Source organism: Bacillus sp. C30 (genome assembly GCF_040838255.1).
In the GTDB taxonomy this organism is placed as follows: Bacteria; Bacillota; Bacilli; order Bacillales; family Bacillaceae_G; genus Bacillus_A; species Bacillus_A mycoides.
Window position 1 is genome coordinate 14,017 of record NZ_JBFPJH010000026.1, and the last position, 13,289, is coordinate 27,305.

At 36.2% G+C, this 13,289-nt stretch carries 14 protein-coding genes and 3 pseudogenes; 5 read left to right on the forward strand and 12 right to left on the reverse strand.

Translation table 11 applies throughout. The annotated features are described in order from the left end of the window. The first annotated feature begins 202 nt into the window (after positions 1–202). Positions 203–910: pseudogene (locus AB3X49_RS05315) on the forward strand (IS6 family transposase). A 381-nt stretch (positions 911–1,291) separates the two neighbouring features. Here AB3X49_RS05315 and AB3X49_RS05320 read toward each other — a convergent pair. Together AB3X49_RS05320 and AB3X49_RS05325 are read right to left on the reverse strand one after the other, a co-directional pair. After that, positions 1,292–1,663: a hypothetical protein gene (locus tag AB3X49_RS05320; RefSeq protein ID WP_367960830.1), complete on the reverse strand. Its 372-nt coding sequence runs from the start codon at positions 1,661–1,663 to the stop codon at positions 1,292–1,294. Between the two features lie 174 nt (positions 1,664–1,837). Then, positions 1,838–2,374 (reverse strand): hypothetical protein, encoded by a 537-nt coding sequence (locus AB3X49_RS05325; protein WP_367960832.1) that lies wholly within the window; start codon positions 2,372–2,374, stop codon positions 1,838–1,840. 598 nt (positions 2,375–2,972) lie between these two features. On the opposite strand from AB3X49_RS05325, the gene AB3X49_RS05330 reads away from it, so the two are divergent. Further along, positions 2,973–3,458, forward strand: a complete 486-nt coding sequence (locus AB3X49_RS05330; RefSeq protein WP_367960834.1) for a hypothetical protein — start codon at positions 2,973–2,975, stop codon at positions 3,456–3,458. Positions 3,459–3,648: 190 nt separating this feature from the next. On the opposite strand, the gene AB3X49_RS05335 is transcribed toward AB3X49_RS05330, so the two are convergent. Further along, on the reverse strand, positions 3,649–4,335 hold the full coding sequence (locus AB3X49_RS05335; protein WP_367960836.1) for an IS6 family transposase: 687 nt from the start codon (positions 4,333–4,335) through the stop codon (positions 3,649–3,651). Between the two features lie 472 nt (positions 4,336–4,807). Here AB3X49_RS05335 and AB3X49_RS05340 point away from each other — a divergent pair. Both AB3X49_RS05340 and AB3X49_RS05345 read left to right on the forward strand, forming a co-directional pair. Continuing rightward, a pseudogene (locus AB3X49_RS05340) lies at positions 4,808–4,951 on the forward strand (IS6 family transposase); the annotation flags it as partial. 564 nt (positions 4,952–5,515) lie between these two features. Further along, positions 5,516–6,069 (forward strand): annotated as a pseudogene (locus AB3X49_RS05345) (MerR family transcriptional regulator). 533 nt (positions 6,070–6,602) lie between these two features. Here the strand turns inward: AB3X49_RS05345 and AB3X49_RS05350 are convergent. The 5 genes from AB3X49_RS05350 to AB3X49_RS05370 all read right to left on the reverse strand — a co-directional run bounded on the left by AB3X49_RS05350 (position 6,603) and on the right by AB3X49_RS05370 (position 7,982). After that, the gene (locus AB3X49_RS05350; RefSeq protein WP_367960838.1) at positions 6,603–6,821 is read right to left on the reverse strand and encodes a hypothetical protein; all 219 of its coding nucleotides are present in this window, start codon (positions 6,819–6,821) and stop codon (positions 6,603–6,605) included. 235 nt (positions 6,822–7,056) lie between these two features. After that, complete coding sequence (locus tag AB3X49_RS05355) at positions 7,057–7,233, reverse strand: hypothetical protein (protein WP_367960840.1); 177 nt, start codon at positions 7,231–7,233, stop codon at positions 7,057–7,059. A gap of 45 nt (positions 7,234–7,278) precedes the next feature. Then, the gene (locus AB3X49_RS05360) at positions 7,279–7,470 is read right to left on the reverse strand and encodes a hypothetical protein (protein ID WP_483298765.1); all 192 of its coding nucleotides are present in this window, start codon (positions 7,468–7,470) and stop codon (positions 7,279–7,281) included. Then, positions 7,460–7,687: a hypothetical protein gene (locus AB3X49_RS05365; protein ID WP_367960843.1), complete on the reverse strand. Its 228-nt coding sequence runs from the start codon at positions 7,685–7,687 to the stop codon at positions 7,460–7,462. Before AB3X49_RS05365 ends, AB3X49_RS05360 begins: the two co-directional genes overlap by 11 nt. A gap of 76 nt (positions 7,688–7,763) precedes the next feature. Beyond that, the gene (locus AB3X49_RS05370; protein ID WP_367960845.1) at positions 7,764–7,982 is read right to left on the reverse strand and encodes a helix-turn-helix domain-containing protein; all 219 of its coding nucleotides are present in this window, start codon (positions 7,980–7,982) and stop codon (positions 7,764–7,766) included. Positions 7,983–8,426: 444 nt separating this feature from the next. On the opposite strand from AB3X49_RS05370, the gene AB3X49_RS05375 reads away from it, so the two are divergent. Then, positions 8,427–8,756, forward strand: coding sequence for a hypothetical protein (locus AB3X49_RS05375; protein ID WP_367960847.1), 330 nt, complete (start codon positions 8,427–8,429; stop codon positions 8,754–8,756). 182 nt (positions 8,757–8,938) lie between these two features. On the opposite strand, the gene AB3X49_RS05380 is transcribed toward AB3X49_RS05375, so the two are convergent. From AB3X49_RS05380 to AB3X49_RS05395, 4 genes are all read right to left on the reverse strand, one after another. After that, positions 8,939–9,490: a hypothetical protein gene (locus AB3X49_RS05380; RefSeq protein ID WP_367960849.1), complete on the reverse strand. Its 552-nt coding sequence runs from the start codon at positions 9,488–9,490 to the stop codon at positions 8,939–8,941. A gap of 585 nt (positions 9,491–10,075) precedes the next feature. Beyond that, positions 10,076–11,113, reverse strand: coding sequence for a chymotrypsin family serine protease (locus AB3X49_RS05385; RefSeq protein WP_367960852.1), 1,038 nt, complete (start codon positions 11,111–11,113; stop codon positions 10,076–10,078). Positions 11,114–11,126: 13 nt separating this feature from the next. Next, positions 11,127–11,357 (reverse strand): hypothetical protein, encoded by a 231-nt coding sequence (locus AB3X49_RS05390; RefSeq protein ID WP_367960855.1) that lies wholly within the window; start codon positions 11,355–11,357, stop codon positions 11,127–11,129. 229 nt (positions 11,358–11,586) lie between these two features. Beyond that, positions 11,587–13,287, reverse strand: coding sequence for a SulP family inorganic anion transporter (locus tag AB3X49_RS05395; RefSeq protein WP_367960857.1), 1,701 nt, complete (start codon positions 13,285–13,287; stop codon positions 11,587–11,589). Between the last annotated feature and the right edge of the window lie 2 nt (positions 13,288–13,289).

A 13,289-nucleotide genomic window follows, 5' to 3' on the forward strand; every position in this document is an offset into this window, starting at 1 on the left:
TAAAAATTCAACCTTTAGCCAAAATATTGATTCTCTGGGCACCTTTTCTACAAAAATGGTGCGAAAATAAAATCTATCAATCTAGTATATAGCCATAAAACACAATATTTGGTTCTGGTGCAAAAACTTCAAAATAACTGAAAGTCATCCTACAAACTTGGAAATACTGATAGAATTACTTTAAAAAAGGTGTGTGGTTAATATGAAAAGGGAAAATGTGTTTAAGTGGAAACATTATCAACCAGATATTATCTTGTTAACTGTACGTTGGTACCTGCGGTACAACCTAAGTTTTCGCGATTTAGTGGAAATGATGGAAGAACGAGGATTATCTGTGGCTTACACGACCATTATGCGCTGGGTTCATCAATATGGCCCAGAGTTGAATAAGAGAATTCGAAGACATTTGAAACAAACGACTGATTCCTGGAAGGTGGATGAAACTTACATTAAAATCAAGAGAAAAGATATGTAATTGTACCGGGCAGTAGATTCCGAAGGAAATACAATTGATTTTTACCTCAGTAAAAAAAGAGATACCAAGGCTGCCAAAACTTTCTTTCAGAAAGCCTTGGCTACTTGTCATGGGACGATTCCTCGTGTGATTAACGTAGATGGAGATAAAGCCTATCCCTCTGCAATCCGAGAGTTAAAACAAGAAAACAGCTTACCATCAAGTATCTTACTACGGATCAAGAAATACTTGAATAATAGGATTGAACAAGATCATCGATTTATCAAAAAACGCATTTGGAATATGTTAGGCTTACAATCTTTTCGTACAGCGAAAAAAATGATTGCTGGATTAGAGGCCATGTATATGATCAAAAAAGAGCAAATAAATTTACAGGATCAGTCTGTCCGAAATCAGAATATCTTTATCAACCAACTGTTTGGATTAACGACATAATCAAAGAATCCGCTAGGAAACTAGGCTTCTTTTTTCATTTATGATCTTTTTGCACCAGAACCTGTAAAACCCCTCCAGTAAAGTGTTGTATATGGCATATACAACCATACAATAATGAATTCTGATTTACTAGATTTCATAGGTTGAGAAATATCTTAATGAATAATCTGCGTACGAAACAAGGATAACGAAAATATTTCACTTCAATTAATAAATTTTCCACAAAAAGAATAAACGCAATCCTTATGAAAGCGTTTATTCTTTGCGTTTATTTTTTTGAACAACAGAAAGGATTTCATGTCCACTTTTATCTTACTACACATTCCCATCGACAAGTATTGAGAAAACTCTACACATGAGATGAATAAACTCGAGTAATATTTATTCCATTGCAATTGCAACCGTACCGGTAGCAGAACAACCTGTTGTATACCCCTTATTACATTTTAAAACCAATAAATATTCCCCTTTACCCCATTTAGGTAATCCCCCATTTATACTCGTACCTTTTGGAACCATTCCGCTTTTCAATATTGTCCCATCTTTAATAATCTCATATTGTACGGGATACTGACTATTTTTTTGATTGGATACTTCCCATCCAAAATAAGAATAGTTATCTAAATAATAAGGTTCTGAAAATATAGTTCGATCTGTAGGGTTTAAATTTACAAATCCTTGTGCGGATCCTGTATGAGCCATCATAAAAAAAGAGAGTGAAAACAGTGAAATCCATTTTGTTATTTTTTTCATCGATATGTACTCCTCTTGTATGTAGAATTTGTGTAAAGAAATTTGGAATCTCTATTTAGGACGGTACTAGTTTGGGATGTTCGCACCTGTAAAGAATTGTGGTTAACAGAATCATTGTCCCGTCCTATCTATACTTTTGTAACTTCGTAACCGGAACCATACATGATTTTTGTATTAATTTGCTTTTACAATAGCAGACGAAGCTTGATCATTCCATGTTCTTTCTCCATCTCCCATACTATAATCCGTTAAATTTAGATAATTACCATTGTTCGCTATCGCCAATGCACGACCTTGTGCATTACTATGCTCATAAATTGTTGTATAATTACCGAACTTATGTGTACGTATGGACGACACATTATCATTACTAGCCGCATTAAAATTAGTTAAAATGACTGGATTCCTACCTGCATTTACATTAAATTGTGCACCTTTTAAATTGATGTCATGATAAAAGGTAGAATAAATTTGTGAAGATGATTGTAATGCTTTCGAAAAGTTAGGAGCAATTGGATGTTCCTTTACATAGGATTCAAACGCTATTTTATTATCGAATCCAACTATTGTAGTCTTTTCATTTCCTTCGCCTGGTGTTACAATCTGATAAGGCTGCGAGGAAGTATCAGCATACGCCGACGTATTAGATACACCAAATAGCATTGTTCCAGTTAATAAAGCGGTAGAAACTACACCCATAATACGTTTCAAACTCATCACTCCTATAAATAGAATACTTACAAACGTATTGTACAATGGAAAGATTCCCATAGTAAGCCCTTCATTTATTTCTCAATGATGTGTTCTTACAAAGCCCGCGAACAACGAAAGGAAACTCAAATATCCAAACAACGCTTTGCGAAGTAGTTTGGATATTTCGAGTACACGGCACACATGATTATCCGGAGATTATTAGTCCCATTCGGCACGATGAGTAAACAAAAGCAATCTGTATGACAAGCCACGAACCAGTTCATAGCAACTGGAACAGATCTTTGGAATATCCTCACTTCATAAGAGAATGTTCTCTACTTGATATAGATTTTGCTCTCTTATTAGAATTTGTTCTTTTTCATGTTTGCGAACTGGAAATAGGTATTTGGCATGCTTTGTGTCTAACTAAGCTGAGGAAGTACAAATGAAGAAGAAAAAAGTTAGACCCTTTCTTTCATTTGCGGAACAAAACATTTAGGTTCAGCAACTTATGAGTCAAAAGAGTTCCTATTGAGAAATAAATGAAGCGCTTACTATCGAGAGAAATCCATTATACAATGTATTCGTACTTATTCTATTTACAGGAGTGATGAGTTTGAAACGTATTATGGGTGTACTTTCAACGGTATTAGTAACTGGAGGATTACTTGTGCCTACTATTGATGCACAAGCTTCCACTGTACAAACTGAGGTTTTAGCTCAACAGGAAATGTCACAAAACTGGCAACGTCAGGATCGCTTTGATTACATGGTAAAATTACAACGTGGCCAAAGTTCTAGTCAGTCACCTATTTTTAATTTGGACGAAAGAAGAAATCATGTGCAATTTAAAATCATTAATGAGTCAAGGTTCAGTAATTTAGCATACAAATTATATAAAATGGAGAGAAATGGTCGAGGCCCTAATAGAGCCGTGGTAATTGAACGGGGTACAGTTGATAGGAATACAACAAAAATGTTTGATGAAAGATTCCAAAGAGGAGATTATTATGTAGAATTAGAATGTGATCGAGGCGGACATGGCGGACCAGGTCGTGGCGAATGTGAAGGAAGTGCATTTATTAATATCCTGGGAAGATAGTACTATCGCATAAATCAAGTGAAAGAAAAGAACAAACAGACTTTTCACGGTCTGTTTGTTCTTTTTCTATTTTACGTCGTCTTGCAAAGGATGTAACTCTTCATTATACGTTTTATCGAGACATCATTCGAACAGGGTCCGTTGCAAAGTTAGAAAAAATATAAAGAGGGTTATAAATTTGGGATAGGATTTAAGCAATCGCTACTAACTTTTGTAGTTCTTTGTACGCAGAAAAGACGGAATCTGATTCAAGACTTCGTCTCTGTTTATATAGGGCCTGAATCGTTTCAATCCCTTTTATGGTACGAGAAGCGTGTCGGATACTTTGAAATCCAGACGATTTCGCAAATCGACGTTTGACATGCCGATGATCTTGTTCAATCAGATTATTTCGATGTTTGATGGTACATTGTTTTGTATGTGTATAAAAATCGTCTTTCTGTAATTTTTTGAACGCACAAAGCAAGGCAGGCGCTTTATCTGTTGTGAGAACCGATGGTTCTCCAAAATGCTTGACCAATCTTTTCATAAAAGCAGACGCAGCCTGATGATCACGAGTTTTTCGAAGTTGAAAGTCCAATGTTTGACCATCACTATCAATGGCACGATATAAATAACACCATTTTCCTTTCACTTTGATATAAGTCTCATCTAAATGCCAAGCATGGTGTGCAACTTTGTTTTTCTTTTTCCAAATTTGATAGATTAGATTTCCATATTCATGGACCCAGCGCATAATGGTTGTAGGGTGAACGGAAACTCCTCGTTCTTTCAGGATCTCAGATACATCGCGATAACTTAAAGAAAAACGGCAATAGTAGCCCACGGCTACCAAAATAATATCTGTCTTGAATTGTTTTCCTTTAAAATATCCCATGTATCATTCTCCTCATCTCATTTTCCCCTCAGTTTAGCTCAGCTCAAAAAACTTTGCAACAGAACCCTCAGTATTTACAAATGGGAGGCATATGAAACTAGTAAACTTAAAAAAAGACACCGAAAGGTGGCTGAGTAGTTACAACATTTATTTGAAAAGATAGTAAATGCCTCTTATTATTACTGGTTAATGTCCGCTAACACTTTATTTCAGGATTTGGTTCTATTGTCACACAGGTCAATGTTACCAAAATATTTACTACAACTCCTTTTAAAAATGTACTACACAATTGTATTGAATGATACTTTTCAGTCCATGACAGTAACTCTGGCGCTCCATCTACAAAAACACCCTATTTTTTCTTATTCCCCTTTTCGAGGGGATGGGCAAAAACACCCAATCACGTCTTGCAAAATTTGGCGAAGACACGATACATGTTAAGGGGATCCCCTTAACATGTATCAAGTGATGCTTTGTTAAATCCGCAAGGTTTCAAAGTCTTCGCCACGCTTCACGTACAATAAAAGGAATTAAAACACTTCATGCTACATACAAACAAAAGAGAAGTCACATTCCAGACTTCTCTTTTCGACGACAATTATTTAGAACTGCTTAAACTACAATAGTATTTTGTAAACAGGCTTATGTTTTCTCAAACCTTATAACAGAATCCCTTTGTGCAAAAAAAAATTTAAATTAAGATAATAAAGCGATTAAGGCATCTAACCCAGCAGCGATAGTTGGTGGGGATGCAAGTAATCCACCTGCTATAAGTAATGCAAGTATAGGACCCAAATAAATCAACTCCTTTCATATATTTAAACAACTTTATAAATTTATAATAAATTAAAATGTTATTCAAGGGTACTTTTGTCTTATTGCAGGACAAAAGTACGGTTCTGATGCAAAAAATGAAGGTGATTGCAAATAATCTCTAAACCTTGGACATACTGATACTATTATTCTTAAAAAGGTGTGTGATCAGTATGAAAAAGGAAACTTTATTTAAATGGAAGCACTATCATAAATGAATAGAAAAACGATATGAAAATCGAAATGTTGTTAAGTAGTATATCGGCTGTGAAATCCGTTGTAATTCATTTCTGAATTGTGAAGAAGTGTAGATGGAAAGGTGTTTACATGTAGAAAAGTCATTTCGTTTTAGGAAGAGAGAATAAATATGGAAGCAAAATCGGAAATATATACACCGAAAATTGTGGCTGAAAATGTAGGGATTACACCCGATTTGTTAAAAGTATGGTCGAATGAGTTTAATATTCAAATAGGGAGAAGTCAGGGGGGCATCGTAGGTATTCCAAAGAGAATATAGAAGAGTTGAAATCAATTAAGGAAAAAATTCATATGCAAAAATGGACGTATGATCAAGTTCGTGCCTGGCGGAATGGCGAACTTGATTTATTTGTCGCAAAAGAGGAAAAAGCTGAACTAGAAAAGAAAATGGATCAGGTATTAGAGAATCAAGTGTTGCAACAACAATTTAATCAAGCGCTCATTCAAAAATTACATGAGCTCACGCATGAATTGGTGGTAACAAAAGAGCATTTTATGACTACTTCTGAAAGGCTTATAGAAGTAGAAAAAAGGAATATAGATTTAGAAGAAAATATTGAAAAGAAGTTAGAAAAGAGAAACCAATTGGTAGTAGAGAGTATGAGAGAAATACAAAATCAGAAATCAAAACGGAAAGGTATTTTCAGTTTGTTTAGAAAGTAAGCTCTTAACAAAAAGCCCCCTATTATAATAGAGGGTATCATTCATATTTTATTTGTAATGATGTCGATATTTGCTATATAATAGGGAGGATTAATGGATATGACTCCCAATATGCGGAGTTTAACATGTTTCACTTTTTTCATAGTAGCAGATTCAACAAAAATCAAAATCCCTATGGATAGCAGGTACACAATACTGACGTTGTATGATATGCCTGCTCCTTTTTTGTATAGGTAAGCATAGAAAAGTGCACAGTCTTGGCATGGGAATGGCCATAGAATGAGAGAGTAATGGCGAGGTATGTAAAGGGAATCCCCTTGAAAGTCACATGGATGTTTCATGCGATTTCAAGGGGATTTTGTGTAGGAATATATGCTGAATTTTCCAGTATTCCTCTATAGGGGTATATGGTACAATCAAATTGTTCCGTATATTCCATTATGTTGAATAACCATAACAAATGCCTACAAGTAGGAGGCATTTCTTCTTATTTTTCCCTTCAGGTAAGCTAACGACCTGAAGGGTTTTTATTGTTAGAAAAGGGACAGTTGGATTGGTTCTTGTTGTTCTTCTTGATTTGTACAAGAGATATGTCGATGGTATCCCGCCCCTAATCTTCGCTGAATTTCATCATCTAGTAGTTGAATAGCACGTTCTTGTGAGGCTGTATACATGACCACTTCTTGCGTCGGGTACATTTCTCCACTTGGTGCTACGATGGTATAAGAAAGTGTATAGGCACTGATTTTCAAAAAACGTCCTCCTTATTGCGCATAATAGTGAAAATAATAAAACACATATGTGATGAGGACACCTACAAATATGATACCGTATAATTTTAATCCAATTCGTGCGAATGTAGAAAAAATAGATAGTCTTTTTTTTAGAAATGTAAATAAAACACCAGCCAAGAATAAGACAACAGAACCACTTATGAGAAAACTAAGCAATATTTCTACCTCTTTTTTGTATATGCTGTATGATCGGTTATAGCTCTTCCAAATCTGTTTCCATAATGTATACAGGTGCGACATGTTCTTGTTCCAGAAGGGCTTGCAACTGTTTTTGGAGTTCAAATCCATCTCTCGGCTCTGCCAATAAAAAAGACTTTGAAAAGTTGCTTCCAGCCACAGCGTAGCTCACATCAATTAGGTACATATTCATTGTGCCACCTTTTCATAGTATTTGGTTGGAACTTGCTTATACTACTCATACCGTACGACTTGGCGTCCATCGATTCCAAGTTGGAAGAAGGACGCCATTTTCAGAAACATCTACAATACTAGTATATTCGAGTACCGTAACAATATATCCTGTTAGTTGCAGTGATGGCTCATAGCGGTAAGGAAATGTCACATAATCTCCAACATTGATATTGGTAGCGATTGCATTAGAATCCATAACCCATATCTCCAATCACGTAAGTAATTATGAATAGAATAATAGGGGTAAGAAAAGTACCGAAAAAGTATAGTTGAGACTCTTTACAACCATCAATTCCAAACCATTCACACAGTGCATGATATTTGGTGAGTAGCTTATCTTTTGGCGTCTGTTGTGGTCTTTCAGAATGTGATATAATGGCTTCATCATTTTTAATTTGTAAAGCGTTTGACATAGTTGTCATCCTTTCTGAATGGAAAATGGTATTGTAGAAAGTCCTCGCAGTCTTGGTGGGCGTTGAGGGCTTTCTATTACTTTCTTTTTTCTCTACCATAAAGACGTTCCATCGCTTCAACAGTGAATAAATATTCTCCACGTTTGTTCCCTGGTTTCAGGAAATATTTAATTAATCCTTGTGTTTTTAACTCATCTATCATAGGACTATTTTTAATACGCATTCTTAAGGTGGATTCGTTAATATTCCATCGATAGCTTGCTTCGTTAGTGGTCATAACATCTTGTAGTTTCATGTAATTCATATGCATCCCCTATATGTTGTAAATAAAGGTCTATTCTGCTCCTTTTTATATTTTATAGGTTTATTATAATGACTTATAAGTCATTTGTAAAACGTTATTTTTAAAAAATTCAAAATAGAAAGTCATATCGAAAACTATATTATTTCTAATTGAACAAACTTGAATAGTAAGATAAAATAATACGGTGTGACAGAATGTTTAAATAGAAATGGAGAGAAACATCGTATGTATTACAAATGGATTGATAAAATGGCATTTTCAAAAGCACATAAGGAGTTATTGATTCAGTTGTATAGCAATCAAATCACACGAAGAGAATATGATTCTTTGGTGAATGAGCTATATGTTTTAGATACAAAGGGAATCACAAAATAAAACAGTTCAAAAATGAATTTGAGAGGTTTTTTGAAGGGGAAATAGAAGGGAGAGGCTGTAATGAGGGGAAATAAAAAAGCAGAGCAAATACAGAAAATCATACTTATGCAAGAAGAAATCCGGCTATGGATTCAATATGTATTTCAGCAATGGGAGAGCAAGAAACAGGAACAGCGAAGTCCATTTCCTAAGATAGCATATACAGAGACAGTAGTATTTGAACGTTCAGAAGCATATCAAGAAATAAAACGACTTTCTGTAGGAATGATGCGGGACATGAAAACCTATAAAAGGGAAAAATTGTTGCTACAAATAACGGAATTGCATCAACATATGCAAAGTATTGTATCGGCCGTTCTAGAAACGATACAAAAATACTCTGTATCCTAATATAAAGTGATATCCCATTCAAAAAAATGTTGCAAGGGAACAGTAAGTAATAAAAAAGAGTAGCTAATAGTGGCTGCTCAAAATGGAATACATATTATGGATGATTAACAGTATTCTCATACAAACTGCACTTTATACAGAGGAGGCAGAAAATTATAGGTGTTTGTGTCCTTTGTCTAGTTTTATTTTAAACACGTTGTTTCAATTTGAATAGAAAATTGATATTGCTCATGTGATTCACCTTCTAACAAGGTAGCAAGGGCTTGCAATTGGTGAATAACCTTTTGTTTAGACTTGAGCCCTGCATAGTGGATATGAAAGGATTCTGGGATAGAGGCCTCTATCTGTTCTATAGGTGCTAATGGAAGCGTTGCAGGTTCAGGTTCTAAAATCACGGGCACATTTTGCATTGGAATGGTTGGTGGAAGTGTTTGCGTTTGAACTGGTTCAGTAGAATGAGTATATTGCAACTCAGTAGGTATATCTTCTTTGGGAGTAGTCGTTTCCTTTCCTTTTCGTTTTACCTGCATGTTCCCTTGGGTCGTAATCTCAAGTTTTTTATACAAATCATAGAGTTTATTTTTATAGGTTCTTAATTCTTCTAAAATTTCTTTGCTTGAAAAGTGCTCTTTCCAGTATTGTAGGCGCATCTTTTGTTCTTCCACAGGTAAAGTTTCTAAAGAAGCTAGTGGTAAGAATGTGTTTAATTCTTCTATGCGTAATGTTTCAGTCAATAGAATCACTCCTTAAAAAATGGTATGGGGTATAGATTCGATAAAAGGACGAAATTCCTTTTGAAAAAAGAATGAGAGTGGTAGTTCGAAAATGTTTTTGGTGAAAAGTAATGGAAGGAAAAATTTCTGAAAAATCAAAAATCTATCGCATCTATATACGTTCAACGTTATAATAAGAAAAATTCTTTATTAGGGAAGGGGATTTATACATATGGCAATCACAATCGCTGTGTTAACATTTTTAGGAGCTGTTATTCCAGCAGCTGTAGAATTATTAAAAGTACTAGGTACATAGTCTAATCCCATCTTTTTTATCTTGTCATATATAAAAAAGTATGATAGATTATTACATTGTTCCGGAGTAATTAGCATATGAGTACCTGTTCAGTAAACATGTGCTTGCTCATCATCCTGATTGGTACGCCTTGGTTTTGATACCAAGACGTACTTTTTGTTTGAAATCCTTGTAAAGGACTTGAAAAAGATTGCATGGTGGTTGTTTTTGTCCATCTGTTTTAGAAAAAGAAAAGTCATATAAAATATACCAATGAGCTGTTGAATAGGTATCACAAGGATAGAACATATTTATAATATGTTTTCTGCCACTTCGATTCCAAGTAACGATCGTACATGTTCCATATGATTCGCTATTGAAACTGAGGATGAACCAGCAAATAACAATCCAATGGCAACGCCATCATTTGTCGTGATTAAAGAGCCAGAATCTCCTCCGGAAGAAAGGTTTGTTGTGACAATTTGATCTCGAAACCGTGCAACCCTACCACTTCCGTAATTCACATCTACGGTCGCGTTTACTGCAGTGATGACGCCATGTGTATGATTTGTGGTCCGTCCCACTTTCATGACTCGTGTACCGACGGTAACATTTTGTTTTCGTCGCCAGCCTTGCACAGAACCCATCCAATGAATCGAACGATCTATCTGATGAAAAGGTGCTTCTGCAATCGCGGCATCAACGAGATTGTTTTGATTTTCAAGTGGTACCTGTGAAGAAAAGGTAATTGGGATAAACCTTGATAAGGTTGCAATTCGATCCGCGGGATCGTTTCCTCCATCAAGTGGACCCGGTTGTAAAATAGCATCGCCTATGTTCGCGTTATTACTATTCGCTAATACATGATTGTTACTTAATATATAGTATCGGCTTGGGATACCATACCCATGTGCTGGAGGATTGGTAGAGCCATTCGGTAATATATCATATACGCAAGTAGCAATCGTACCTGCCGTCACATTTCGGTGTGCAACACTATACCCCCCTTTGGCTGGGCGAACTCGACTGGAAAGAGCCTGTGTATCAAATTGTAATGTTTGTTGATTCCCGGCAAATAAATATCCTGTTTGAATCACGTCTGTTTTGATTCCATGTATTTCTTTTGGAATGACTTGGTTCGTTTCCAATGTTTCAACAGGTAGTTTTTGGTCTACAAATACAAGTAAAGAGGGTGTGCCTGTCATAACCCCGTTTACCTGTTGAATACCAGCTCCAATACCTGTTACATTTCGAAACTGTAAGAAATCATCCTCTACACTTTGTTGCACTTTTTGAATGTCTTGTTGTTCCTGAACCGTCAACACCTTTATATTTGAATGTTTTCCCATAACACTCTCCCCCTTATCCCGTGTAATGATTTGTAATGGTCCCCACTTCTATAATTTTCGTGGGGTATGTTTCTAATTGTGTAGGTATTTGTTCCGCTACTTTTAATTGAGAACGTGGTATTTTTTTCGAAACAAATACTTGAATCACTTCTTTTCCTTGTATAAATCCCATTCCTACTCCTACAACATAAGGCAAACGTAATAAATCTGTTTCATATTTGCGCACAACTTGTTCTAATTCCATCGGACCGCTCCTTCTTCATTTAGATGATACATTCTGTTTGTCTTCGATGGGTTTAAAAAATGGTGTATGACACCACTATAAGTATTTAACTATGCTCCTGCATTTTCCTTCTTGAAGCATACAGGAGAAAGAAAAAAGAGGACCTTTTATAGAAATGTCCTCTAAAAACATATGTCTTTTGTGAACAAACGAACATACAGCCGATATACTTATCACGTTACTTCATGATTTACATGTTGATTTCCAATGGAGAAAGTTTCCTATCTGTGTCTGTTTCTACAGATTGTCCAGAAAGTGTTGTACATTCTTGAAACACAAATTGTTTACAGCCCTTACATTTGGATGTCTCTAATTTTTGTAGTGCAAATTGTAATGCTAATCCTGTACGTGTGAAAAAGTGTTGTTCTCCAATCCTTGCGTATAACCCTGTTTGATGGAATAGTTCTTTCGGTTGATGCTGGATGCCTGAAATTAAAAGGGTTCCTTGTTTTTCTATCATCTTCTTTCGAATGTGCTCTACTGCGGACTCTGCCGAAGTATCCATAAAAGAAACGTTCCCCATACGTAGGAGAAGAATGTGAGCGTTAGATTGTAGGGATGCTTCTATAGACGTTTCGAACTCCTTTATGGTACCGAAGAATAAGGGACCTTCTACGGTGAAGATACTGATTTGCGGACAATCTTTCCCATTTGCGACGATGTCTGACTTGACATAGGAATCTACTGGATCTGGCAATACTTTTCGAACATGCAAGGACTTGCTCATTTTTCCAATAAACAGAAGGAATGCAAGGAGTAACCCCACGCTTACTCCGGTTGTAAGATCTGTGAAAATGGTTAATAGGAACGTCAATACAAGTACCAGGGTGTCCCCCGTTTTTGTTTTCAAAATATGAATAAACTCATGCTTCTCACTCATATTCCAAGCAACGACCATTAAGATCGGTGCCATACTAGCCAGTGGAATATGAAAAGCCAGCGGAGACAGAAATAATAATACTAGTAATACTACTATTCCATGTATCATGCCTGATACGGGAGAAGTCGCTCCATTTCTAATATTTGTTGCGGTTCTAGCAATGGCACCCGTCGCAGGAATGCCGCCAAATAACGGTGCCACCATATTAGCAATTCCTTGTCCCACCAGTTCTTTATTACTATTATGTTTGCTATTTGCCATGTTATCTGCGACCATGGCAGATAACAACGATTCAATCCCACCTAAGGCAGCAATGATACAGGCTGCTGGAAGTAACATAAGGATGTTATCCCATGTAAAGGCAGGCATTTGGAAATCTGGTAGCTGATGTGGAATATCGCCGTATGTAGTCCCAATCGTTTCAATTTGATTCGGAAATAACAGGGTTGCTAGCAAACTTGAAATGACCAACCCTAATAATGCGCCTGGAATTCGAGGTAACCATTTCGTAGCTGCGATCACAATCCCTAAGCAAAGAAAAGCGGTAAGGATACTATATGGATTCATTTCTGAAATATTTGTCCCAATTTCTTTCATGTTATAAAAAAAGGTTTCTTGCTTTTCCAGGTGATGAAGCCCTAAAAAATTTGCAATCTGTCCGGAGAAAATAATGACAGCAATCCCGGTTGTAAAACCAATCATGACAGGTCGCGGAATAAAAGTGATAAACCTGCCTAGTTTGCATACGCCCATAATAACAAGTAAAATTCCTGCCATAAAACCAGCAATCAATAAGTTTTCATAGCCATATTGCATCACAACGCCGAGTAAGATAGGTACAAATGCACCTGTGGGTCCTGCAATCTGGTATTTCGATCCACCAAATACGGATACGAGAATCCCTGCGATAATCGTCGTATAAAGACCATATTCAGGTCGTACCCCACAAGCGATCGCAAATGCCATTGCAAGCGGAATCGCTACAATCCCTACAACCAATCCTGCTAGCATAT

Coding starts and splice junctions, on each gene's coding strand:
- AB3X49_RS05320 (WP_367960830.1), bottom strand. CDS start 1,663: ATGAAAAAAATAACAAAATGGATTTCACTGTTTTCACTCTCTTTTTTT.
- AB3X49_RS05335 (WP_367960836.1), bottom strand. CDS start 4,335: ATGGGATATTTTAAAGGAAAACAATTCAAGACAGATATTATTTTGGTA.
- AB3X49_RS05355 (WP_367960840.1), bottom strand. CDS start 7,233: ATGAATATGTACCTAATTGATGTGAGCTACGCTGTGGCTGGAAGCAAC.
- AB3X49_RS05360 (WP_483298765.1), bottom strand. CDS start 7,470: ATGGATTCTAATGCAATCGCTACCAATATCAATGTTGGAGATTATGTG.
- AB3X49_RS05365 (WP_367960843.1), bottom strand. CDS start 7,687: ATGTCAAACGCTTTACAAATTAAAAATGATGAAGCCATTATATCACAT.
- AB3X49_RS05370 (WP_367960845.1), bottom strand. CDS start 7,982: ATGAAACTACAAGATGTTATGACCACTAACGAAGCAAGCTATCGATGG.
- AB3X49_RS05375 (WP_367960847.1), top strand. CDS start 8,427: ATGAGGGGAAATAAAAAAGCAGAGCAAATACAGAAAATCATACTTATG.
- AB3X49_RS05385 (WP_367960852.1), bottom strand. CDS start 11,113: ATGGGAAAACATTCAAATATAAAGGTGTTGACGGTTCAGGAACAACAA.
- AB3X49_RS05390 (WP_367960855.1), bottom strand. CDS start 11,357: ATGGAATTAGAACAAGTTGTGCGCAAATATGAAACAGATTTATTACGT.
- AB3X49_RS05395 (WP_367960857.1), bottom strand. CDS start 13,287: ATGCTAGCAGGATTGGTTGTAGGGATTGTAGCGATTCCGCTTGCAATG.